The 20,905-nt window shown below is 68.5% G+C and carries 23 protein-coding genes; 10 read left to right on the forward strand and 13 right to left on the reverse strand.

Annotation, left to right across the window (positions count from 1 at the left end; all coding sequences use genetic code 11):
• Window positions 1–25: 25 nt before the first annotated feature.
• Together OG876_RS04230 and OG876_RS04235 are read right to left on the reverse strand one after the other, a co-directional pair.
• Window positions 26–979: an alpha/beta fold hydrolase gene (locus tag OG876_RS04230; protein WP_328523417.1), complete on the reverse strand. Its 954-nt coding sequence runs from the start codon at window positions 977–979 to the stop codon at window positions 26–28.
• Entirely contained in the window at window positions 976–2,799 is a 1,824-nt protein-coding gene (locus OG876_RS04235) for a hypothetical protein (protein ID WP_328523418.1), read from the reverse strand. Before OG876_RS04235 ends, OG876_RS04230 begins: the two co-directional genes overlap by 4 nt.
• Before the next feature lie 74 nt (window positions 2,800–2,873).
• On the opposite strand from OG876_RS04235, the gene OG876_RS04240 reads away from it, so the two are divergent.
• Entirely contained in the window at window positions 2,874–3,626 is a 753-nt protein-coding gene (locus OG876_RS04240) for a MerR family transcriptional regulator (protein ID WP_328523419.1), read from the forward strand.
• On the opposite strand, the gene OG876_RS04245 is transcribed toward OG876_RS04240, so the two are convergent.
• Complete coding sequence (locus OG876_RS04245; protein WP_328523420.1) at window positions 3,623–3,790, reverse strand: hypothetical protein; 168 nt, start codon at window positions 3,788–3,790, stop codon at window positions 3,623–3,625. The two genes, OG876_RS04240 and OG876_RS04245, sit on opposite strands and share 4 nt — an antisense overlap.
• A gap of 351 nt (window positions 3,791–4,141) precedes the next feature.
• On the opposite strand from OG876_RS04245, the gene OG876_RS04250 reads away from it, so the two are divergent.
• On the forward strand, window positions 4,142–4,357 hold the full coding sequence (locus OG876_RS04250) for a hypothetical protein (protein ID WP_328523421.1): 216 nt from the start codon (window positions 4,142–4,144) through the stop codon (window positions 4,355–4,357).
• Here the strand turns inward: OG876_RS04250 and OG876_RS04255 are convergent.
• From OG876_RS04255 to OG876_RS04265, 3 genes are read right to left on the reverse strand one after another with little or no spacing between them, the layout of a single operon-like run.
• Window positions 4,329–4,538 carry a hypothetical protein gene (locus OG876_RS04255; RefSeq protein ID WP_328523422.1) on the reverse strand — a complete coding sequence of 70 codons (210 nt, stop codon included), beginning with the start codon at window positions 4,536–4,538 and terminating at the stop codon, window positions 4,329–4,331. The genes OG876_RS04250 and OG876_RS04255 overlap by 29 nt on opposite strands.
• On the reverse strand, window positions 4,535–5,911 hold the full coding sequence (locus OG876_RS04260; protein WP_328523423.1) for a hypothetical protein: 1,377 nt from the start codon (window positions 5,909–5,911) through the stop codon (window positions 4,535–4,537). The genes OG876_RS04255 and OG876_RS04260 overlap by 4 nt, the downstream gene beginning before the upstream one ends.
• On the reverse strand, window positions 5,908–7,365 hold the full coding sequence (locus OG876_RS04265; protein WP_328523424.1) for a flavin-containing monooxygenase: 1,458 nt from the start codon (window positions 7,363–7,365) through the stop codon (window positions 5,908–5,910). The genes OG876_RS04260 and OG876_RS04265 overlap by 4 nt, the downstream gene beginning before the upstream one ends.
• Window positions 7,366–7,438: 73 nt before the next feature.
• On the opposite strand from OG876_RS04265, the gene OG876_RS04270 reads away from it, so the two are divergent.
• Window positions 7,439–8,092, forward strand: a complete 654-nt coding sequence (locus OG876_RS04270) for a TetR/AcrR family transcriptional regulator (RefSeq protein ID WP_328523425.1) — start codon at window positions 7,439–7,441, stop codon at window positions 8,090–8,092.
• Here the strand turns inward: OG876_RS04270 and OG876_RS04275 are convergent.
• On the reverse strand, window positions 8,070–8,792 hold the full coding sequence (locus tag OG876_RS04275) for a DinB family protein (protein ID WP_328523426.1): 723 nt from the start codon (window positions 8,790–8,792) through the stop codon (window positions 8,070–8,072). The two genes, OG876_RS04270 and OG876_RS04275, sit on opposite strands and share 23 nt — an antisense overlap.
• A gap of 197 nt (window positions 8,793–8,989) precedes the next feature.
• Here OG876_RS04275 and rox point away from each other — a divergent pair, with 197 nt between their 5' ends.
• Window positions 8,990–10,417 carry a rifampin monooxygenase gene (rox, locus tag OG876_RS04280; RefSeq protein ID WP_328523427.1) on the forward strand — a complete coding sequence of 476 codons (1,428 nt, stop codon included), beginning with the start codon at window positions 8,990–8,992 and terminating at the stop codon, window positions 10,415–10,417.
• A gap of 25 nt (window positions 10,418–10,442) precedes the next feature.
• Here the strand turns inward: rox and OG876_RS04285 are convergent, their stop codons facing one another.
• Window positions 10,443–11,039, reverse strand: coding sequence for a class I SAM-dependent DNA methyltransferase (locus OG876_RS04285; RefSeq protein WP_328523428.1), 597 nt, complete (start codon window positions 11,037–11,039; stop codon window positions 10,443–10,445).
• A gap of 757 nt (window positions 11,040–11,796) precedes the next feature.
• Here OG876_RS04285 and OG876_RS04290 point away from each other — a divergent pair.
• The 6 genes from OG876_RS04290 to OG876_RS04315 all read left to right on the forward strand — a co-directional run bounded on the left by OG876_RS04290 (window position 11,797) and on the right by OG876_RS04315 (window position 16,649).
• The gene (locus tag OG876_RS04290) at window positions 11,797–12,711 is read left to right on the forward strand and encodes an ABC transporter ATP-binding protein (RefSeq protein ID WP_328523429.1); all 915 of its coding nucleotides are present in this window, start codon (window positions 11,797–11,799) and stop codon (window positions 12,709–12,711) included.
• Window positions 12,708–13,442, forward strand: coding sequence for an ABC transporter permease (locus tag OG876_RS04295; protein WP_328523430.1), 735 nt, complete (start codon window positions 12,708–12,710; stop codon window positions 13,440–13,442). Before OG876_RS04290 ends, OG876_RS04295 begins: the two co-directional genes overlap by 4 nt.
• A gap of 37 nt (window positions 13,443–13,479) precedes the next feature.
• On the forward strand, window positions 13,480–14,607 hold the full coding sequence (locus OG876_RS04300; RefSeq protein WP_328523431.1) for a sensor histidine kinase: 1,128 nt from the start codon (window positions 13,480–13,482) through the stop codon (window positions 14,605–14,607).
• Window positions 14,604–15,212, forward strand: a complete 609-nt coding sequence (locus OG876_RS04305; RefSeq protein ID WP_328523432.1) for a response regulator transcription factor — start codon at window positions 14,604–14,606, stop codon at window positions 15,210–15,212. Before OG876_RS04300 ends, OG876_RS04305 begins: the two co-directional genes overlap by 4 nt.
• A gap of 43 nt (window positions 15,213–15,255) precedes the next feature.
• Window positions 15,256–16,353, forward strand: a complete 1,098-nt coding sequence (locus OG876_RS04310; protein ID WP_328523433.1) for a sulfite oxidase — start codon at window positions 15,256–15,258, stop codon at window positions 16,351–16,353.
• An 80-nt stretch (window positions 16,354–16,433) separates the two neighbouring features.
• Window positions 16,434–16,649: a hypothetical protein gene (locus OG876_RS04315; RefSeq protein WP_328523434.1), complete on the forward strand. Its 216-nt coding sequence runs from the start codon at window positions 16,434–16,436 to the stop codon at window positions 16,647–16,649.
• 3 nt (window positions 16,650–16,652) lie between these two features.
• Here OG876_RS04315 and OG876_RS04320 read toward each other — a convergent pair whose 3' ends face one another.
• The 5 genes from OG876_RS04320 to OG876_RS04340 all read right to left on the reverse strand — a co-directional run bounded on the left by OG876_RS04320 (window position 16,653) and on the right by OG876_RS04340 (window position 20,898).
• Complete coding sequence (locus OG876_RS04320) at window positions 16,653–17,021, reverse strand: hypothetical protein (protein WP_328523435.1); 369 nt, start codon at window positions 17,019–17,021, stop codon at window positions 16,653–16,655.
• A gap of 47 nt (window positions 17,022–17,068) precedes the next feature.
• Window positions 17,069–18,523, reverse strand: a complete 1,455-nt coding sequence (locus OG876_RS04325) for a multicopper oxidase family protein (protein ID WP_328523436.1) — start codon at window positions 18,521–18,523, stop codon at window positions 17,069–17,071.
• Complete coding sequence (locus OG876_RS04330) at window positions 18,516–18,929, reverse strand: hypothetical protein (protein ID WP_328523437.1); 414 nt, start codon at window positions 18,927–18,929, stop codon at window positions 18,516–18,518. The genes OG876_RS04325 and OG876_RS04330 overlap by 8 nt, the downstream gene beginning before the upstream one ends.
• On the reverse strand, window positions 18,926–19,372 hold the full coding sequence (locus tag OG876_RS04335; RefSeq protein WP_328523438.1) for a DUF1707 SHOCT-like domain-containing protein: 447 nt from the start codon (window positions 19,370–19,372) through the stop codon (window positions 18,926–18,928). The genes OG876_RS04330 and OG876_RS04335 overlap by 4 nt, the downstream gene beginning before the upstream one ends.
• A 170-nt stretch (window positions 19,373–19,542) precedes the next feature.
• Complete coding sequence (locus OG876_RS04340) at window positions 19,543–20,898, reverse strand: ABC transporter substrate-binding protein (RefSeq protein WP_328523439.1); 1,356 nt, start codon at window positions 20,896–20,898, stop codon at window positions 19,543–19,545.
• Window positions 20,899–20,905 lie beyond the last annotated feature (7 nt).

Consider the following 20,905-nt stretch of genomic DNA (forward strand, 5'->3'; position numbering starts at 1 on the left):
GCGCGGAGCAGCCGTGACGCGACTCTCAGGCCGACGCCTTGCGCGCCAGGGAGGCCAGGCGGTGGGTTACGTCACGGGGGCGTTCCTGCATGAGCATGTGCCCGGCGCCGGGGTACATCCACAGGCGTGCGGTCGGGAGCTCCGCGGCCATCCGGTTGGCGTGCCGGGGCGGGAGGAGCCGGTCGCGGGTCCCGTGCATGATCTCGACCGGCACCTGGTCGAGCACCTTCAAGGCGTGCGACCGCTCGTGCTGCAGGATCGCCTCGAAGAACCCGCCGTACGACGGCCCCGGCACCGCGGCCAGGTCCGCCAGGAACAGATCCACCTCGGCCGGGTCGACCTTCTTGCCGAACACCAACTGCTGCAGCGCGGGCCGCTGCAGCCGGGCCGCCAGCGCACGCGATGCCAAGGCCTGGCGAGCGGCACGCTTGGCGGCTCCGCGGAGTGCGCGGCGTTCGATCCGGGCGCTGACCAGGTTCATCGCGCGGGGAGCGACCACCGCGGTTGCGGGGTCGAGACGTCTGGGGATGCCGAAGGCTCCCTCCGCGATGTGACCGGACGATGTGCTGACCAGGGCAGCGGCCCGGATTCGGGAGCCGAAGAGGTCGGGGTGGGCGTCGGCAAGGGCCATCAGGGTCATGCCACCCATCGAGTGGCCGGCGTACACGACCGGGCCGTCGCCGACCACGGTGTCGAGCACCGTCACCAGGTCGTCGGCCAACTGCTCGATCCGCATCGAGCCCGGCGGCGCCGCGTCCGACCGCCCGTGGCCGCGGTGGTCGTAGCTGACGACGCGTACGGCGTCCGGTCCGAGGATCCGCGGCAGGTCCTCGACCTGGTTGTGCCACGACCGCGTCGAACACGTCCACCCGTGCACCAGCAGCACCGTCACCGGCGCGTCCACAGGCCCGGTCGTCTCGATGTTCAGCCGTACGCCGTCCGGCGTCGTCACGCCCGACCGCTCCAACTCGATCGTCACGCACTCTCCCGTTCCCGCTCGTCGGCGGCCAGATGAGCCGCACGCAACCGCCCGCCACGGGCTCCCCGTCCGACCAGCCAGGCGATCCCGGCGAGCTCGAGCAGCCCGACCACACCCAGCAGGGCGTAGCCGCCGTTCCACATCCATCGTGGCACGTCGGTCCGCTCCTCGCGCCGCAGCACCTGTTGCTCGTTGATGAACTCGACCGGCTGCCCGTTCGACACCTGCACCGCGGGCTTCTCGATCGCCGCGTCCGCCGGCGCGTACACCCAGGTCGCCACCAGGTCCCGCTGCCCCTGGTGCAGCCGGATCATCGACTTCCACTTCCCGTACATCGGCAGCGGGTCCGCCGACCGGTAGGTGCCATCGGCAACCTTCACCATCGGGTGCAGGACCATCCCGCCACCCTGCCAGGCCATCGCCGAGAACCACCGTGCACCATCGGCCGCATCACCCGGCTGCAGCGCGACCGTGACGTACGCCGTCGGCTCGGCCCCCGTGGCCACCCGCTCCAACGACACCGTCCCGGACACCCCCGGAGCGGCCGACCGCGGCACGCAGAAGAACAGCGCTGCCAGTACGGCGATCAGCCCGGCGGCCCCTAGTTGGTGCGTACGACGGACCGCGGCCGGCCGGGTGTGCCGGATCCCGACCGCACGGTGATCCCCCGCAACCTCGGCGTACCGGGTCGCGAGCCAGGCTCCGGTCAGACCAGCGCCAGCTCCGACGACAACGCCGTACCCGAGGGCTGACGGGAGCATCGACGACGGCCACGCGATCGGCATCCAGACGTGACTCCAGGCGTACTCCGCGACCACGCCCACCGTGCCGATCAGGATGCCGGCGACCAGCCCGAGGCGGAAGCGGTTCTTGTTGCCCAGGGCAAACGCCACCACCTCGACCAGGATCGCCTCGACGATCAGCAGCGGGAAGTGCCCGACGATCTGGCCGAGCGGCTGAGCGACGGCCCAGGCGATGCCGCCGCGGATCACCAGATACACCGCCAGCGCGGCGAACGTCGTACCGGGACCGCGCCGCGCCCGCAGGATGGTGAACCCCATCGCCGCGCCGAACACGATCAGGATCGGCTGCAGGATCAACGGGAACTGCGGCACCCCGTAGTTGAACTCGGTGCTGAACAGATCCCACGCGATCAGCAACGCACCGACCGACACGATCTCCTGGAACAGGCGGCGCTTGTTGAGGCCGATCAACTGCTCCACCTCGGCCAGCGCCAGCAGTCGCGCGAAGATCGAGAACACCACGCCGCCGATCATCAGCAAATGGGTCGGGCCCCACAGCGTGACGTCCTCGCCGAACAGGCGGTGCCACACGTCGTCCAGCGGGAACCCGACCAGGGCGAACGTCCCGCACACCGTCACGAGCGCCGCACTGCAGGGGATCCGCCAGCCCTTGGTTAGTTTGATCGTGCGGGCCGGCAGCGGCTTGCCGGCCAGAGCGATCGGCACGACACCGGAGACGATCACGCCCAGGATGCCGAAGAAGATCGGGTAGTGCGCCGGCGTCCCGAACGGGCCCGTGTCACGGCCGCGGTCGATGTGTACCGCGATGTCCCACCAGACCCCGAACGCGCAGGCGAGCAGCGACACGGCGTGCACGTACGGCGTCAGCGCGGCCCATCGGGGGACTCCGTCCAGTCTCCCGATGGTGTCCGCAAGCCGTCCTACCAGGGTGACGTGCCCGGTCCGTTCCCGCCACAGCAGGACGGCGAGTGCGACGTACATCAACGAGACCACGCCGGTGACGATCACGATCTGGTCGAACGTCGCCGTACCGGTGGTCGCCAGCGGGATCGCCATGAACGGTCTCCTTAGATCCTTCATCACCGATGTTACATCGACTATGTAACGTTGAGTCTGGAAGACTGTCAAGGGTGGACCAGAAGCCGGACGAGGACCTCACCGTCGACCAGCTCGCCGCCAAGGTGGGCATGACGGTGCGGAACGTACGCGCGTACGCCGGGCGCGGCCTGATTCCGCCGCCCCGCCTGGCCGGCCGGACCGGGTACTACGACCAGGACCACGTGGCGCGGCTCACCCTGGTCCGCGAGCTGCTCAACAAGGGCTACACGCTGGCCGCGGTCGAGCGGATGATGAGCGAGCTGCCCGACGGGGCGCTGGCGCTGGGCGTCTTCGAGACCCTGGTGAACCCGTGGACCCCGGCCGAGCCCGAGGTGCTCGACGAGTTCCAGCTGGCGGAGCGGGCCGGCGTACCGCACGATCCCGCGGTGATCGACCAGCTCGTCGAGCTCGGGATCGCCGAGCGCCAGGACGACGGCCGGCTCCGCATCTCGAACCCGGACCTGCTCCGCACCGGCCTCGAGGTGATCAAGCTCGGCGTCCCGATGCAGGCGATCTTCGAGATGCTGCCCAAGCTCTTCGCCCAGGCCGACGCGGTCGCGAAGACGTACGTCGAACTGTTCCGCAGCACCGTCTGGCGCGACTTCGCCGACGCCGGCCTCCCCGCCGACGGCTGGCCCGAGATCCAGCGCACCCTGGAAGGCATCATCCCGCTCGCCGGCCAGGCGCTGGTCGCCGCGTTCCGCGAAGCCATGGCCCGCGAGATCGAACAGGTCGCCTACGAGGAACTGGGCCTGGACCCCAAAGCCCTCCCCTCAACCGGCTAGACCCGATCGCGCGGGTCGGCGTCCTGCGGCGGTTGCGGAGCACTGGTGAGGTGAGCCCTGCCCTGAGGACGGCGGCGGCCACGATCAGGGTCGCACGGCGAGGCCGGCATCACGGCGAGCAGGAAGGCGATGAGCACACCTCCGAGCACCATGAACGTAGTCACGATCACCTACTGCCCGCCCTGCGTACGCCGGAAACCACCGGCCCGGTCTCGTCCCCTAGTGACCCCTGGACGTATCACCAGGGGTAGCTAGGGACTCAGATAGGTAAAGATCCGCATGTGCAGGACGGGCCTTACTTGGGACTGTTCTCTTACCAGGAACTCGAGGGCGGATCAGTCCCACCGCCCGCAGCAGGCAGGAGCACGACGATGCGTCAGATTCAGATCCGCCGGCGGCCGCGCACCACGACCACGTCCACCCGCCGTCAGACGAAGGACCTCGACCTCCGTACGCCGTCCGGCCGCCCGCTGCCGTTCTGATCCCGTCCGCCTGTCCCCCGGAAGCCCACGACCATGAAGCTCAGACTGCACGTCCACCACGCGTTCACCGGCGGCTGGTGCGCCGACATCGACGACGACCTCGACCGCCAGCCCGACGACCCGTACTGGTGCGTCGACCAGTGGCCCACCCTCCAGGAAGCCATCGCCGCCGGCTGCGCCCAACTGGCCAGGCTCGCCACCACCCAGTACCCCACCCGCGTCAGCAGCCAGTACGCGATGGCCGCCTGAGCTCGGGGCGCGGCTCGTCCTCGGACGGCAGGTCGCCGAGGTCGGCGTCCCAGTCGTCGTGGTCGTCGTCGGGGAGGCTCGCCTCGTTGCGGCGGGCGATCCGGATGAACGCGACGATCAGCAGGATCGGCCCGAGCACCATCGCCGTCTCCGGAACACCACCCATGTGCAGCGCGATCATGACGCCGTCACCAGTGCGATCCCGCCGGCCGTGAACGCGACCATCGCCGCCAGCATCGGGTACTGCGCCCGCCGCAGCTGCCGGCGCCGGAACAGTTCGGCAGCACGATCGTGCGCGGACACGACCCCAAGTACGTGTCCGAGCACGATCGCACCGATCTGGACCCCCGCGATCAACCCCGTGCCGAGGAACGCGTAGTCGATCCGCGTCCCGCTCGTACCGAACAGATCCCACCCACGCCCGAACGGGTCCGTGGCGAGCAGCACACCCTCCTGTCCTTGGAACATCGCGAACGAGAAGTAATGCGCCACCGCGTACCCGATCGCGATCGGGACCAGCGAATGCACGAACGCCCCCGGCAACCCGGCCGCCCCGACAGCGCCCGACCGGACCCGCACCGATCCCGTCGTCCGCGCCGCCGACACGAACAACCCCGTGACGATCGCGACCGCAACCATCAGCCCGAGCGTGTGTACGACGATGTGCTGCGTCCGACCGAGGTCGCCAGTCAGGCGCGTCCAGGCCGACCACCGCGAGATCCCGTCGAAGGCCGTTGACCCGAGCAACAAACACAGCAGCCCGACGATCCCCGGTTGCTGCGGCATCGTGGCCAGTCCGGCCAGCGGGTTCCGCAGTTCCAGTCGCCCGTCGGCGCCGCGACCGAACGGACTCAGTCGCGCGAGCACTTCGGCGTACACCTCGAAGCTGTCGCCGATCCTGAACCACGCCGGGCCATAAACGATGCCCGCGGCAACATTCACCAACGCGTAGCCGGTCACGAAGATCGCGACGACGAGCGGCTCGGAGCCGTCCGGGTACGCGAGCTCGAGCCAGAGGAAGCCGGCCAGCCCGGCAACCGCCGGCCAGTACGCGATCCCCTCCGGCAACGTCCGGTACGACGACCGCCGGGCCAGGCCGGCGATCGTGCGCAACGGGTTGGCCAGTCGCCAGATCGGGCCGCAGAGCAGGGAGAGCGGGATGATGCCGACCCAGATCCACACGTAGAGCCAGGTCGGCGCCGGGTTCAGCGCCGGCGAGCTGCTGCCGAACCATGCGGCGCCGAGAAGCATCACGAGCGCGGCCAGACCGGCAACCTTCAGCACCCAGCGCAACGTGCGATTGTCGACAATCCCCGTGATGACAATCAGCGAGCGCCCGGCGGCGACGTCGAAGCGCGGCTGCGACCAGAACGCGGCGAGGGCGAAGAACGAGACGGCGACCGCAGCGCCGGCGGAGTAGATCGCCAGCCAGAGCGGCACGGGCAGGTCGCCACGACCGCCGATCCCGTGCAGCGGCAGCAACAACTCCACCACGGCCGCGCCCTCCGATCCGCCAGGTATCTGACCGATCGAATGTAACACGAACGATGTCACATAGCGAGGGTCTGATACTCCGCGGGGTTGAAGCGCCGGGTCACCTGCCGGAACCGGAAGGTGAACGACGGCCAGAGCGTCGTATTGCGGCCCTGCGCGTCGAGGTACCAACTGGTGCAGCCACCGCGGGTCCAGACCGTGTTGCGCATCGACGAACGGACGCCGTCGACGAACGCGCGCTGCACCTCCGGTCGCACCTCGACCTGCCGCAGCCCGTGGGCGTCCATCGTCTTCAGCGCATCCAGGATGTAGGCGATCTGGGACTCGATCATGAACACCATCGAACTGTGGCCGAGGCCGGTGTTGGGGCCGATCAGCAGGAAGAAGTTCGGGAAGCCGGAGACCGCCGTACCGAGGTGAGCCTCCATGCCGCCGGACCAGGCTTCGCGCAGCGAGACGCCGTCGCGGCCGTGGACCATGTCCATCACCGGCAGGTCGGTGACCCGGAAGCCGGTGCCGTAGATGATCGTGTCGACCTCGTGCTTCACGCCGTCCTCGGTGATGATCCCGGTCGGGGTGACCTCGGCGATCCCGTCGGTGACGACCTCGACGTTCGGCTGCACGATCGCCGGGTAGTAGTCGTCGGAGATCAGCACGCGCTTGCAGCCCAGGGTGAAGTCAGGGGTCAGCTTGGCCCGCAGCAGCGGGTCGCGGACCTGATGGGCGAGGTGCTTCTCGGCCACCTTCTGCGCCAGTTTCATGATCGCCGGCAGCTTGGCGAACCCGAGCACCATCGACTCGCGACCCCAGTAGATCCCCGCCCGGACGGCCTTCTGCGCCAGCGGGAAACGACGGAACACCGCCTTCTCCACCTCGGTGATCTTGCGGTCCGGCCGCGGCATCACCCACGGCGGCGTCCGCTGGAACAGATGCAGTTCCTCGACCTCGGGCTGGATCGCCGGCACGAACTGAATCGCCGACGCGCCAGTCCCGATCACCGCGACCTTCCGGCCACTCAGGTCCAGGTCGTGATCCCACTGCGCCGAGTGGAACACCTCACCCTCGAACGCCTCGACCCCAGGAAGCTTCGGGTACGACGGTTCCGCGAGCGGACCCATCCCGGACAACAGCACGTCCGCGATGAACTCACCTTGACTCGTCTGGATCCGCCAGCGACCGTCCTCCCAGCGCGCGGTCTCGACCGCATGCCCGAAGCGGATATGCGGACGGATGCCAAACCGGTCGGTGACGTTGCGCAGGTAGTCCTCGATCTCGGGCTGGGGCGAGAACGTCGAGGACCACTCCGGGTTGGGGGCGAAGGAGAACGAGTACAGGTGCGACGGCACGTCACACCGGCAGCCCGGGTAGGTGTTGTCCCGCCAGGTCCCGCCGACGTCGTCCGCACGCTCCAGTACGACGAAGTCGTCGTACCCGGCCTGCTTGAGCCGGACTGCCATCCCGATCCCGGCGAACCCGGTCCCGACCACCACGATCCGGTGTTGCGTGGTCTCCATCAGCCCTCCAGCCTCGGTCCTTTTGCGGCAACTTACTCCCAGTAAGTTACTCGGAGTCAGTTAGACTGCGCAAGTGACCTCGACCACGGGCCAGACGGCGGCCGACGTACCGGTGAAGCGGCGGCGCAACCGGGCCGCGCGGGAGCGGGAGATCCTCGAGGCGGCGGAGCGGATCTTCGGCGAGCGCGGGTATCAGGGCACCTCGATGGACGACGTCGCCGCCGAGGTCGGGGTGTCGAAGCCGCTGATCTACCAGTACTACGGCTCGAAGGACGGCCTGTTCCTCGCCTGCCTGGCGCGACTCCGGACTCAGCTGCTGGAGACCGTTGCCGATGCGGTGATGGCGGCCCACGATCCCGAGGACGCGCTGTACGCCGGATTCGTCGCCTGGTTCCAGTTCCTCGACGATCACCCGCAGGCGTGGTCGGTCCTGATCGACGAAGGCATGCTTTCCACCAACCCGGCGGCCGGCCCCGCCACCGCCGCGACCGACGAGGTCCGCGCCGCCTTCATCGAACTCATCTCCACGATGGTCCGGATGAACCTCCCACCCGGCCGCACCGCCGACGACGAGGAGATCGAGATCGTTGCCCAAAGCATCTCCGGCGCCACCGAACGCCTAGCCATCTGGCGCAGCCGCACCCCCACCCCACCCACCCCCGAAAAGGTGGCCCGCACCCTCCAAAACCTCCTCTGGCAAGGCCTCAACACCCTCCGCACCACCTGACCGAACGGACGCCTCTCCGCGGCGGATGCGCAACCCTACGTACGTCGCCTGCGCGCGCATCTCGCAGTGCGCTGAGATCGGAAGGTTGGTTAGTGGTCTGCGGGTGGTGCGCTGTGCCATCGCCACTTGGTGCCGACGTCAGGGAGTCCGGGGAGCGACAGCCGGCCGGTTGCCCATTGGAGCGTGGCCCAGGGATCGGGGCTGCTGGGCCGAGTGACGCGCACTCGGCCTGCCGGTCCGGGAACATGCGGGCGAGGACCCAGGCACAGACGTCTGACGGCGGCGCGAAGGGTAGGCCGAGACCGGCCGTGATGTCGCCGCCGTGGACGAGCAGTTCGATGCAGCCCATGCCGGCCGTCCCCTCGGCGTCGGCCATGCCGTACGGATGGAAACCGCGGTCGGTCGGCTTGGCCGCGCGTACGACGGACGACAGGAGGCGACCGCACGCCTCGAGGAGTTCCAGAACCTGGGCTGTAGTGGAGTCCTCGATGGCGCGGGAGAAGAAGCGCACGTAGTGCGAGGGAGCACGGCTGGCGAGCTGCATCGCGTAGGCCAGTTGGCAATGCGCGACGTGCTCGGCGGTGAAACGGCACGACCACTCGAGCGAACCCGCTGGTGTCTGCCAGTCCCGATCAATCGCGGGCGCGAGCGCCGCCACCACGCTGTCGACTGCCCGATCCAGCTCGTCGGTCCGGTGCAACGAGTTCCTTCGGTCGTCGGGGCAGAAACGACAAAAGCAAGGAGTCACGGACTCCCTGCCATACCCAAGGTATAGCGCACCGGGGGACTTGCCGCAAGGCCCGGGTTGTGCTGGAGAATCACCAGTCACAGCCAGAAATCCTTGGAAATAAGGACTTGCTGGCGGAAGAAGCGAACCTAGTGAATCGGGGATTCTTCGTGATTGACGTGATCATTGCCGGTGGCGGACCGACTGGCATGATGCTGGCGAGTGAGTTGCGGCTGCACGGCGTACACGTGGTTGTGGTGGAGAAGGACGTGGAGCCGACCAAGGTCGAGCGCTCGACCGGTCTGCACGTGCGCAGCATCGAGGTGATGGACCAGCGCGGATTGCTGGAGCGGTTCCTCGAGCTCGGGAAGCAGTACCCGGTCGGTGCCTTCGTCGGCATCCGCAAGCCGCCGCCGGACCGGCTGGACACCGCGCACGCGTACATCCTCGGCATCCCGCAGACCACGACCGACCGCCTGCTGGCCAAGCACGCCGCCGAGGTCGGCACCGAGATCCGGCGCGGTAGCGAACTGGTCGGGCTGAGCCAGGACGACGACGGCGTCACCGTCGAGCTGGCCGACGGCACGCAGCTGCGTTCGCGCTACCTCGTCGGCTGCGACGGCGGCCGCAGTACGGTGCGCAAGTTGCTCGGCGTCGCCTTCCCCGGCGAGCCGAGCACGGTCGAGACGTTGCTGGGTGAGATGGAGTTGACCGCGTCGCCCGAGACCCTGGCCGAAGCGAACGAGGAGATCCGCAAGACCCAGCTGCGTTTCGGCACCGCACCCGTCGGGGACGGGTTCTACCGCGTCGTCGTACCCGCTGAGGGAGTGGCCGAGGACCCGCGGGTCCCGCCGACCTTCGAGGAGGTCAAGCAGCAGTTGCGAGTGACCGCCGGCACGGACTTCGGCGCGCACTCACCGCGCTGGCTCTCCCGCTTCGGCGACGCCACCCGGCTGGCCGAGCGCTACCGGTCCGGCCGCGTACTGCTGGCCGGCGACGCGGCCCACATCCACCCGCCGGCCGGCGGACAAGGCCTCAACCTCGGCGTCCAGGACGCGTTCAATCTCGGCTGGAAGCTGGCGGCCGAGATCAACGGCTGGGCGCCCGAGGGCCTGCTGGACAGCTACCACACCGAACGGCACCCGGTCGCCGCCGACGTCCTGGACCTCACCCGTGCCCAGATGGAACTGATGGCCCTCGAGCCAGGTCCCCAGGCCGTACGCCGGCTGTTGACGCAACTCATGGACTTCGAAGACGTCCATCGCTACCTGGTCGAGAGGATCGCCGCGATCGGGATCCGCTACGACTTCGGGGAGGGCGACGAACTCCTCGGTCGCCGTCTCCGCGACGTACAACTCAAACGCGGCCACCTCTACGGCCAGATGCACACCGGCCGAGGTCTGCTCCTCGACCAAGCCGGCAAGCTCTCGGTCGAAGGGTGGGCAGACCGGGTCGACCACATCGTCGACACCACCGAGGAACTCGACATCCCCTCAGCGGTCCTCCTCCGCCCCGACGGCCACGTCGCCTGGATCGGCGAAGACCAGCAAGACCTCGTCACCCATCTCCCCCGGTGGTTCGGCGCCGCCACCACCTGACCCACGGCAGCTCTTGGAAGGTCCGTTAGACAGGTACACGCCGCGCGACGATGGCGGCATGGGGTCGTTTCCCGTCAGCGCGGGTTTCCGTCGCTTCGACCTGAAAGCCCGATGCCGCCAGCCGCTGCGACATCTCCTCGACCGACCAGAAGTAAGCGGTCGTCACGGTGTGCGCGAACGGCTCGACCTGGGCGCCTTCGACCATCCCGAGCAACAGACTGCCACCGTCGCACAGGCATCGCGCGAACTCGTCGAGGACGCGGGGCACGTCGTCCGGATCGGTGTGGATGATCGAGTACCACGACAGGATCCCCGCCACCGAACCATCGGGTACGCCGAGATTCGTCAGCTCCCCGACACGATAGGAAACGCCGGGAAACCGCGAGCGGGCGATGTCCACGAACCGCGGCACAAGATCGACACCCTCGACGTCACAGCCCTGCCCGCTCAGAAAATCAGTCCACTGCCCCGGCCCGCACCCGGCGTCGATGACGCGCCCCGTGATCCCACCGGCCCACTGGGACACCAACTTGCGGTCCAGTTCGTGCATAGCCTCCGTCGAGGCGAACAGGTCGGCGTACTCGTCCGCCCATCGACCATACGCATCCCGCACATCATCCACAGCCACAGGCAAACCCCTGACAACCCGAGATTGGATTTCACGATGCCGCCGTCGGTACGGCGCAGACCCCGAGGCGGCACGACATGCTCCCACGTCCACGAGCCACCGCCGAACCTACCGACCGCCGCGACTCCATCCCAGCCGACACCACCCTGCCCGGCCGCCACGCGCCTCCGGGATCGGCCACTTTGTGCACCAGATCCGTACGACGACGGCCTCGACGTACGGATCTGGTGCACAAAGTCGATCCTCGCCGTCGTCCACAGCTCCGATGCAGCCCGGGCGAGAGCGGCGCGGGTGGGCACCACACCAGGCAGCCAACACAACAGCCGCCTCGCAGCGGCGTCCATCCCGCGCGCCACCTCAAACCACACAGCCCGACCAGCACCCACGAGCAGTACGCGCGCCAACCACAGCCACCCGCGACACCAGTCCGCGCCCGCCGCCGCAGGCGGCCAACAGAACTGCCGCCGCGCAGCGGTGTCCATCTCCCACCTCAACACCACAGCCCACCCAGCCCCCGAGCGGCACCCATAGCAGCACCCCGGCGCCAACCACACCCACCCGTGACACCAGTCCGCCCCCGCCGCCGCAGGCGGCCAACAGAACTGCCGCCGCGCAGCGGTGTTCTTTCTGCTTTCCCACTTCCCTGGTGACACCCCTGAGAGGCGACCCTGAGGGGCGGCTGACGGATGTCATGGGTGGGTCGTGACGGTCGATCCAGGGGCTGGCCGGCGTACGACGGGAAGCTTTCGGTATGACGACAACGACTGCGGTCAGCCTGCGGGGTGTGACCAAGAAATATGGGACGGTGCAGGCGGTTGCCGGGGTGGATCTGACCATCCGGTCCGGTGAAGTGGTGGCGTTGCTGGGGCCGAACGGCGCGGGCAAGTCGACCACGATCGAGATGCTGCTCGGTCTGGTCAGGCCGGACCAGGGCACCGTCCAGGTGTACGACGGGACGCCGGTCGACGCGATCGCGCAGGGCACCATCGGGGTGATGTTGCAGAGCGGCGGGATCATCGAGGACGCCAAGGTCGGCGAACTGATGAACCTCGTGGCCGGCCTGCACAAGAAGCCGATGCCCGTGAGCGAGGCGCTCGAGCGGGCTGGGATCGCGGACCTGACGGACCGGAAGATCAAGGGCCTGTCCGGCGGCCAGAAGCAACGGGTGCGGTTCGCGATGGCGATCATCCCGCAGCCCGACCTGATTGTCCTGGACGAGCCGACCACCGGCATGGACGTCGAGTCCCGGCGCGACTTCTGGGCGTCGATGCACGCCGAGACGGCGCGCGGCCGCACGGTCCTGTTCGCGACCCACTACCTGGAAGAGGCCGACGCGTACGCCGACCGCGTGGTGCTGATGCGGAACGGCAAAGTCGTTGCCGACGGCACCGCTGCGCAGATCAAGGCGAGCGTGTCCGGCCGGACCATCCGCGCGACCGTTCCCGGTGCCGACCTGGCGGCGCTGGCGTCGCTCCCCGGCGTACGGAACGTCGAGACCCGCGGCGAGGTCGTCCTGCTCCAGTGCGCGAACTCGGACGACACCCTGCGTTACCTGCTGGACAACACATCAGCCCACGACATCGAAGTAACGTCCGCCGACCTCGAGGACGCGGTCCTCGCGATCAGCGCAGGCAGTGACCTTCAAGAACGGGAGAGCCTGGCATGAACCGCGACTACCTGATCTTCGACATCCGCCGCACGCTGCGGAACCGGCGGGTGCTGATCTTCTCGATCCTGATGCCGCTGGTGCTGTTCGTGATCTTCGGTACGACGATCCCGAAGGACGCCAATGAGGCCGGCATCTCCGCGATCGCCTACGTGATGGTGAGTATGGCGATGTTCGGCTCGATGTCCGCGGCGATGAGCAGCGGTGGTGTGATCGCGGCCGAGCGCGACGGCGGCTGGAACCGGACGCTCCGGCTCACCCCGCTGAAGCCGCAGGCTTACGTCGCCACCAAGGTGATCCTGTCGCTGCTGCTGGCGATCCCGCCGCTGCTGGTCGTCTTCATCTCGGGCATGACCTTCGGCCACGTGCACCTGAGCATGAACCAGTGGGCCACGGTCGCGCTGGTGTCCTGGCTCGGCGCCCTGCCGTTCGCCGCCCTCGGCCTGGTCATCGGGTACGTCGCGAAGCCGGACAGCGTGCAGCCGATCACCGGTCTGAGCACGATGCTGATCGCGGCCTTCGGCGGACTGTGGTTGCCGGTCAGCCAGATGCCGTCGGCGATGAAGCACATCGCCCAGCTGACCCCGGCGTACTGGACCAGTCAGACCTCACGCAGCGCGCTGACGCAGAGCGGTCTGGACACCCACGCGCTGCTGGTGGTGCTCGGCTGGACCGTCGTACTCGGCTTGATCGGCCTCCGCCGGTTCCGTGCCGACACCGCGCGGGCCTGAGCGCGGGAGCCCATCGAGGGGCACTACCGTGAAGTTCATGAAGACGCCGCCAACCCTGCTGGACGGCCTGGACCGCGATCGGCCCGGGCCCGGCCGGTGGGGTTGGCTGGCGGCCGGGGTGTGGTTGTTCTACCTGTCCCAGCCGTTCGAGGAGATCCTCCAGCACCACGGCGCGACCCGGGTGATGGGGCTGGTCGTCCTCTTCCTGTTCGCGCTCTCGTACATCGGGTTCTTCGGCTGGATCCGCTGGGTCGGCCTCGGAGCCGGCGGGCTGCCGACCTGGCAGCGGCTGGCGTACCTGGCCGGGATGCTCGCCCTGTGCTTCCTGATGCTGCCGTCGGCCGGTCAGAAGGCGCTCACCTGCCTGGTCTACATCGCCGCGATCGCGATGATGGCGCTCGACGTCCGGATCGCCGTCGTCATCGTCGCCCTGCTGCTGGGGGGCGCCGAGCTGTCGATGCGGCTGGTGCCGGGCTGGACCGATGACGGCAGCTACGGGTTCGCGATCTTCCTCGGCGCGCTGGCCGTGTTCGGGCTGCGGCGCGCGGTCCAGCGCAGTATCGAATTGAACGCGACCCGCCAGGACATGGCCAAGCTGGCCGTCCAGGAGGAGCGGAACCGGTTCGCCCGGGACCTGCACGACATCCTCGGCCACTCGCTCACCGTGATCACGGTGAAGGCCGAGCTGGCCGGCAAGTTGATCGAGGCCAACCCGGGGCGTGCCGCGGCCGAGGTGGCCGATGTGGAGAGTCTGGCCCGGGCGGCCCTGGCCGATGTCCGGGCCGCGGTCGCCGGATATCGCGAGCTGAGTCTGGCCGGTGAGCTGGTGTCGGCGCGGGCCGCGCTGCAGGCGGCCGAGATCAAGCCGGATCTGCCGACCACGATGGACGAGGTGCCGGAGGAGAACCGCGAACTCTTCGCCTGGGTGGTCCGGGAAGGCGTGACCAACGTCGTACGGCACTCGGGCGCGAAGCGCTGCACGATCCGCATCAACGCCACGCAGATCGAAGTACTGGACGACGGGAAGGGCCCGACGCCCGGCGGAGGCGCGTCCGGGCACGGGCTGGTGGGGTTGCGCGAGCGGGCGGACCAGGCGGACGCGAGTCTGCAGGTCGGCCAGGCGCCTGGTGGCGGTTTCCGGCTGGCTGTCAGGGTGGGCCCGTGAGCATTCGACTGCTGATCGCCGACGACCAGGCGCTGGTCCGTGGAGCCCTGGCCGCCTTGCTGGATCTCGAGCCCGACCTGGACGTGGTGTCCGAGGTCGGCCGCGGCGACGAGGTGATCGAGGCGGCGAGGGCGACCAAGCCGGACGTCGCGTTGCTCGACGTCGAGATGCCGGGACTGGACGGGATCGAGGCCGCCTCGGCACTGCGGGTCGCCGTACCGGGGGTTCGGGTGCTGATGGTGACCACTTTCGGGCGGCCCGGGTACCTGCGCCGCGCGATGGAGGCCGGTGCGGCCGGTTTCGTCGTGAAGGACACCCCGGCGACCCAGCTGGCAGACGCCGTACGGCGGGTGCACCAAGGGCTCCGCGTGGTCGACCCCTCACTCGCCGCCGAGACCCTGGTCGCGGGGACGAGCCCGCTCACCGGCCGCGAATCCGACGTACTACGGGCGGCCCGCGAAGGCGGCACGGTCGCCGACATCGCCAAGGAGCTCCACCTCTCCGAAGGCACCGTCCGCAACCACCTCTCCGCCGCCATCGGCAAGACCGGTGCCCGCACCCGAGCCGAAGCCGCCCGCATCGCCCTCGACAACGGGTGGTTGTAGCCGGTCCGTACCTCTAGGCTGATGCCAAGGGGAGGAATGTGCGATGTCGATCGAGCAATTCAGTGTGCGGGGGCGGTTGGCGGACACCGGTGAGGGCATCACCGGCGACGAGCTGCAACTGGCGGCGCGGAATCACGGGATGCCGTTGGAGAGCCTGCGGTACGACGTGACGCCGCCGGGACTGCATTACGTCCTGGTGCATTACGACATCCCGGCAACCAACGCGGGCAATTGGCGACTCGAGGTTGACGGGTGCGTCGAGGAGCCGTTGTCGTTCGGGCTGACGGAGTTGCGCGCGATGGGGCGCCGTACCATCCGGGTGACTTTGGAGTGCGCGGGCAACGGTCGGGCCGCGCTGCACCCGCGGCCGATCAGCCAGCCCTGGTTGGCCGAAGCCGTCGGTACGGCGGAGTGGACCGGCGTGCCGTTGTCCGATCTGCTGCGGGCAGCCGGGATTCGCGAGGATGCCGTGGACGTCGTGTTCACCGGCGCGGATCACGGTGTGGAGCGTGGGGTCGAGCAGGACTACCAGCGCGGGCTGTCGCTGACCGAGGCGATCGAGTCGGGCGCGATCGTGGCGTGGGAGATGAACGGGCAGGCGCTGCCGCCGCAACACGGCTATCCGCTGCGCCTCGTCGTACCGGGGTGGTACGGGATGGCGAGCGTGAAATGGCTGCGGTCGATCGAGCTGATCGACCACGAGTTCGACGGGTTCCAGAACGCGGTCGCGTACCGGATCCGGAAGGACGCGGACGATCCCGGTGAGGCGGTGACACGGATCGCGCCGCGGGCCCTGCTCGTCCCGCCGGGCTTCCCGGACTTCATGAGCCGGCACCGGTTCGTTGCCGCTGGCACCGTTCCGCTGTTCGGCCGGGCCTGGTCCGGCTGGGCCCCGATCGAACGGGTCGAGGTCAGCACCGACGCCGGCGTGAACTGGCACGAGGCCACGTTGGATGCCCTCGGCAACGACGAGCTCGCGTGGCGGGCCTTCGCCTACGACTGGGAGGCCACGCCGGGCGAGCACGTGCTCACGGTTCGCGCGTACGACGCCAGCGGCCGCGAGCAACCCATCGAGGCCGACTGGAACCGCGGCGGCTTCGCCAACAACACCGCCCAGCGGATCACCGTCCTGGTCACCTGAACCCGCGTGTCGTTCGCGCGTTCCGCCGTACTCGCGTCACATCCTGAAGAGGTACACGGTCTCACTCCAGGAGTGGTGCGGTGAACGAACTGGGCACGGACATCCACCTGCACGCGCGGATCTTCCGAACCGCCGGCGAGTGGTACGCCGACATCGACGACGAACTCGACCCACAGCCGGACAACCCGCTCTGGTACGGCTCCTACAACACCCAACGCGCCGCCATCGACGCCGCCTGCGCCCGCATCGCCGCCATGCACCTGACGCAGACCCCGGTGGCCCAGCAAGCATCCTGAGTCTCAGAAGCTCCGATGCCGGCCAGGTCGCCGATGCCTCGAGCTGGCTCCACCGTCGTCGCCTTCGGCCCGACGGCGCTCGGCGGCTTCGCGCGCCTCAGTCAGCGCACGTTGCCGAGCGCGTTCGCGGCGTGCCTTCGTGTGTTCGGTGTGCTGCTCCAGACGCTTCCACCATTCGAAGCGCTCGACCAGGAAGCGGGCGGGGTAGCAGGCTGCGCCCGCTATGGCGGCACAGATGAGCGGGTTCCCGGTCAGGAGGTTCGGACCGGTTAGCCAGCCGAGCAGGTACAGACCACCGCCGACGGTGCCGAAGAACGCCAGCAGGAGCAGCAGTTGCCGACCGTAGAGGTCGTCGTCGCCGTGGTCGCTCACCTGAACATCATGAGCTACCGACGCGGACCGAGCGCGGCTGGTTCCTGCTACTCAGGGTCGTTGTGAGAGGTACCGCCGATGCGGTACGGGGTGGTGATGCCTTCGTACATGAGGTGGGTGATCAGGCCTTGGGAGGCGTGGGGGAGGTTGTGGCAGTGGTCCATCCAGAGGCCGGGGTTGTCGGCGACGAAGGCGATCTCGTAGGTCTCCTTGTTGCCCACCTCGAGGGTGTCGATCCACCAGGGTGAGCCAGTGGCGCGGACGCCGTTGCGGGACAGGACGACGGCGTGGTGGCCGTGCAGGTGCATCGGATGCGCCTGGCCGCTGGTGTTGGAGATCGTCATCCGGACAATGTCGCCCTCGGCAACCATGAACATCGGTACGTCGGGAAACTTGTGCCCGTTGATCGTCCACCACAACCCCGGCTTCCCGTCGAGGAACCCGGGCCGCCGCCCGATCCGGTACTCGAAGTTCCGATCGGCGCCGGCCGGGTCGAACCCGAGCGGCGCCGGCGTGCCGTAGGTCAGCAGATCAACCGTCTCCCCCGGCAACTCGCCGGTCGGCGCATCACCAGGACCGATCCCCAGCGACGTCGTCGCGGCACCCGCCACCAACCGCATCCCGCGGGCCGGAACGACCGCCTCCAGATCCACCCGAGCCCCAGCAGCCAACGGGTACGCCGCGGTCACCGAAGTCGGCCCATGAACGTCCCGCCCGTCCACCGCGACCACCTTGTACGGCGTCCCGAGCAGACCGACCCGCAGGATCGCGTTGTCGGTGTTGATCACCCGCACGCGCGCCGTCGTACCCGCCGGGAGATCGACGCGGCCACTTCCCGTCCGCCCGTTGATCGTCCGCTTCCCGTTGTACGTATGGATCGCGGCCACGACCTCACCAGGCGCCGACGATGCGATCACGATCGCCCCGAAGAGCCCGCCCTTCACCTCATCACTGGACACCTGATGCGAGTGGTACCAGTACGTCCCGGCCTGCTCGGCCTTGAAGCGGTACACGAACTTCCCACCCACAGGTACGGCGTCCTGCGTCACGCCGGCAACCCCGTCCTCGGCATTGGGTACGTCGATCCCGTGCCAGTGCAGCGTGGCACCATCAGGCACGGACTCGTTCACCAGAGTCACCTGGACCAACTCGCCGACGCGAGCGCGGATCAGCGGACCCGGCGACGTCCCGTTGAGCGTGTAGCCGTCGACCGTCTCGCCGGTGGCCAGCTGGAACTTCTGCTTCCGCGCGACCAGCGTCACCGCGACATCCGGCGCACCGATCGTAGGCCCGGTCAGGTCCTTGACGCTCATCGCACCGTGGTGGTGCGCGTGCCCATCTGTAGACCCGCCACCGTAGTCGGCGTACCCCATCTCGGCCGCGTCGTACGAGCCCGGGACGAGGCTGGTCACCCAGAGATACCCCAGCGGTACGAGTACCGCCAGGGTGATCCCCAGAGCGACCAGCCGGCCCCGCCGACGGCGCGGTTTCGGCTCAGGCACTGGCCACAGTCTGCTTCGGTACGACGGCCCGTCGCGCCGCAGCACCCGCCACACCGGCGATCGCCAGACCGTTGATGGCGTGCAAGGTCCCGAGCGCCGGGACCCCGAAGGAGACCACGGCGAGGAGGAACTGCAGCACGACCAGCCCGACCACGATCCCGGCCAGCATCCGGCCGCGAGGGACATCGGTCAGGAACGACACGATCAGGAAGATCAGCGCGAGCAGACCGATCACCGTGCCGGCGATGCTGTGGTACGTCTGTCCGAAGTTGCTGTAGTCGGCCCCGATCGCGGTCCCGTCATCGGCGTCCTTGTCGACGGTGAACAAGGCCAGTGCGATCGACGCGATCTGCAGCACCACCGCGATCGCGATCAGCTGACCGAGCACCCGGTAGACGGCCCTCATGCCCGCCGCTCCATCCGCCGCTTACGGATGACGACGACCGCAGCCACGATCAGTGCGATCGGCAGCACCGGCGGATGCCCGGCTCCGACCACACACGCGATCGACGCCAGCACCCCGACCACGCCGAGCGCGATCAGCAACGGGACCGGCAGCTTGCCGATCCGCCCACGAGCCGCCGCCCACTCCGGGCGCGGCCCCCCGAACGGCGGACGCGGACCTGTCGGGCCGGCCTGCTGCCGGCCGGCCTGCTGTGCTCCCGGCAGGTCGCTGAACAACGCGGCCAGATCGGTGTCGGTCTTCGCTTCCAATGCACGGCCGACGCGCTCGGCGTGTTCCTCGGCGCTGAGGCGACCGGCTTCGTAGTGCTCGCCAAGACGCGTGACCGCGTCCTCGCGTTCGCTGTCGCCGATGCGGATCGGTCCGCCCGGCCTCTCGTCGCTCATGACACTCCTCGGTGCTCGTGGTTCTTGCGATTGCACCAAGGTTGTCGTTCGAACCACCCTCACCGCGTCGCCCGGGCGGCGACACCTCACCTACCCCCGGAGGAGCACACTGCGCCGTGCGACGCAGTACGACGTACTCCCCCGGGCGTAGGCAGGCCCCGGGTAAACCCTCAGGTGTTGGCCGAGAGGATCTTGTTCACGTCGTTGTTGGCCTTGCTCAGCGAACTCGGATCCGCCTCGAACGACATCACCGACTCCATCGCCGGCGTCATCACCGCGGTCACGTCCGCCGCGTTCGGGTTGGCCGGGTACGGGAACACGTTCCCCGCCTCGACCGGCTCCAGGAACGGCGTGACGTCCCAGCCGCTCTTCGCGAACGCCGCCTTCGCCGCCGGCATGCTCGCCGCCACCGCCGGGAACACCACACCCGCCTTGGCGACGATGTCCTGCGCGGTCTGCGAGCCGAGGAACTTCACCCAGGCCCACGACGCCTCCCGCCGGGTGGTACCTGCCCAGATGGTGTCCGCGAGACCGTTCATCATCGACATCCGCTTCCCGATCGGGCCGATCGGTAACCTGGCCAGCTTGGTCTTCACCTGTTTCAGCCCGCCGTAGGTCCCGAGCATCCAGGAGCCGTTCGGGGTCATCCCGTACTTCCCCGCACCGAAGCTCGTGGTGACGTCCACCCCGGACTTCGCCTGCGCGTACGTCGGCATGTACCCCTTGGTGATGAGTCCGCGCCACCAGCCGATCGTGTCGGTGAACTTCGGGTCGCCGTAGAAGAACTTCATGCCCCACGGCTCGCCCTCGGAGTACTTCCAGCCGTTGATCGCGGCGTACCAGCTCCAGCTGGTCTGACCGTCGCCACCGCCGGCGTCGGCGTACCCGAGTCCGTAGACCTTGATGTTGTCCTTGTCGAACCCTGGCTGGTCACCGCGGCGGCCCTTGGAGTCGACGGTCAGCCGGCGGATGATCTGCTCGAGTGTGCCACCGTCCTGCGTGTTCCAGGTCATCGAGTTCAGCTGCTCGGTGCTGATTCCAGCCGCCTCGGTGAACGCGCTGTTGTAGAAGTAGACCTCGGTGTCCCAGTCCTTCGGCAGGCCGTACCGTTTGCCGTCGGCGCCGATCCAGCGATCCGCCAGACCCTTCTGGTAGATGCTCAGGTCAACGTTGTCCTTGGCCACATAGTCGTCGATCGGCAGCACCTGGCCCTTGTCCGCGAACAGCGGATACTTCGACGAGTGCCCGGTGAACACGTCCGGCGCGGTATCGGAGATGAACCCGGTGACCAGCTTCGACCAGTAGTCGTTCCAGCCGTACTGCTCGATCTTCACGCTGTACTGCGGGTTCTGCTCGTGGAACACCTTCGCGCACTCGGTGTACATCGGCAGCTGGGCCGAGTCCCACAGCCAGTAGATGACCTCACCCTGTCCACGCGCGGCGGCGCCGTTGTTGCACCCGGCAACCGCCGACGCGGCGAGTCCGGCCAGGCCGGCCTTCAGCAACGTCCTTCTCGAGAGTTTCATCGGATAC

This window comes from Kribbella sp. NBC_00359 (genome assembly GCF_036097425.1).
Lineage (GTDB): Bacteria > Actinomycetota > Actinomycetes > Propionibacteriales > Kribbellaceae > Kribbella.

Bases quoted from the DNA above. Each gene is read 5' to 3' on its own strand.
- OG876_RS04235 (WP_328523418.1), bottom strand. From the start codon at position 2,799: ATGGCGATCCCGCTGGCGACCACCGGTACGGCGACGTTCGACCAGATC.
- OG876_RS04250 (WP_328523421.1), top strand. From the start codon at position 4,142: ATGAAGCTCAGACTGCACGTCCACCACGCGTTCACCGGCGGCTGGTGC.
- OG876_RS04255 (WP_328523422.1), bottom strand. From the start codon at position 4,538: ATGATCGCGCTGCACATGGGTGGTGTTCCGGAGACGGCGATGGTGCTC.
- OG876_RS04265 (WP_328523424.1), bottom strand. From the start codon at position 7,365: ATGGAGACCACGCAACACCGGATCGTGGTGGTCGGGACCGGGTTCGCC.
- OG876_RS04290 (WP_328523429.1), top strand. From the start codon at position 11,797: ATGACGACAACGACTGCGGTCAGCCTGCGGGGTGTGACCAAGAAATAT.
- OG876_RS04295 (WP_328523430.1), top strand. From the start codon at position 12,708: ATGAACCGCGACTACCTGATCTTCGACATCCGCCGCACGCTGCGGAAC.
- OG876_RS04300 (WP_328523431.1), top strand. From the start codon at position 13,480: ATGAAGACGCCGCCAACCCTGCTGGACGGCCTGGACCGCGATCGGCCC.
- OG876_RS04310 (WP_328523433.1), top strand. From the start codon at position 15,256: ATGTCGATCGAGCAATTCAGTGTGCGGGGGCGGTTGGCGGACACCGGT.
- OG876_RS04330 (WP_328523437.1), bottom strand. From the start codon at position 18,929: ATGAGGGCCGTCTACCGGGTGCTCGGTCAGCTGATCGCGATCGCGGTG.
- OG876_RS04335 (WP_328523438.1), bottom strand. From the start codon at position 19,372: ATGAGCGACGAGAGGCCGGGCGGACCGATCCGCATCGGCGACAGCGAA.
- OG876_RS04340 (WP_328523439.1), bottom strand. From the start codon at position 20,898: ATGAAACTCTCGAGAAGGACGTTGCTGAAGGCCGGCCTGGCCGGACTC.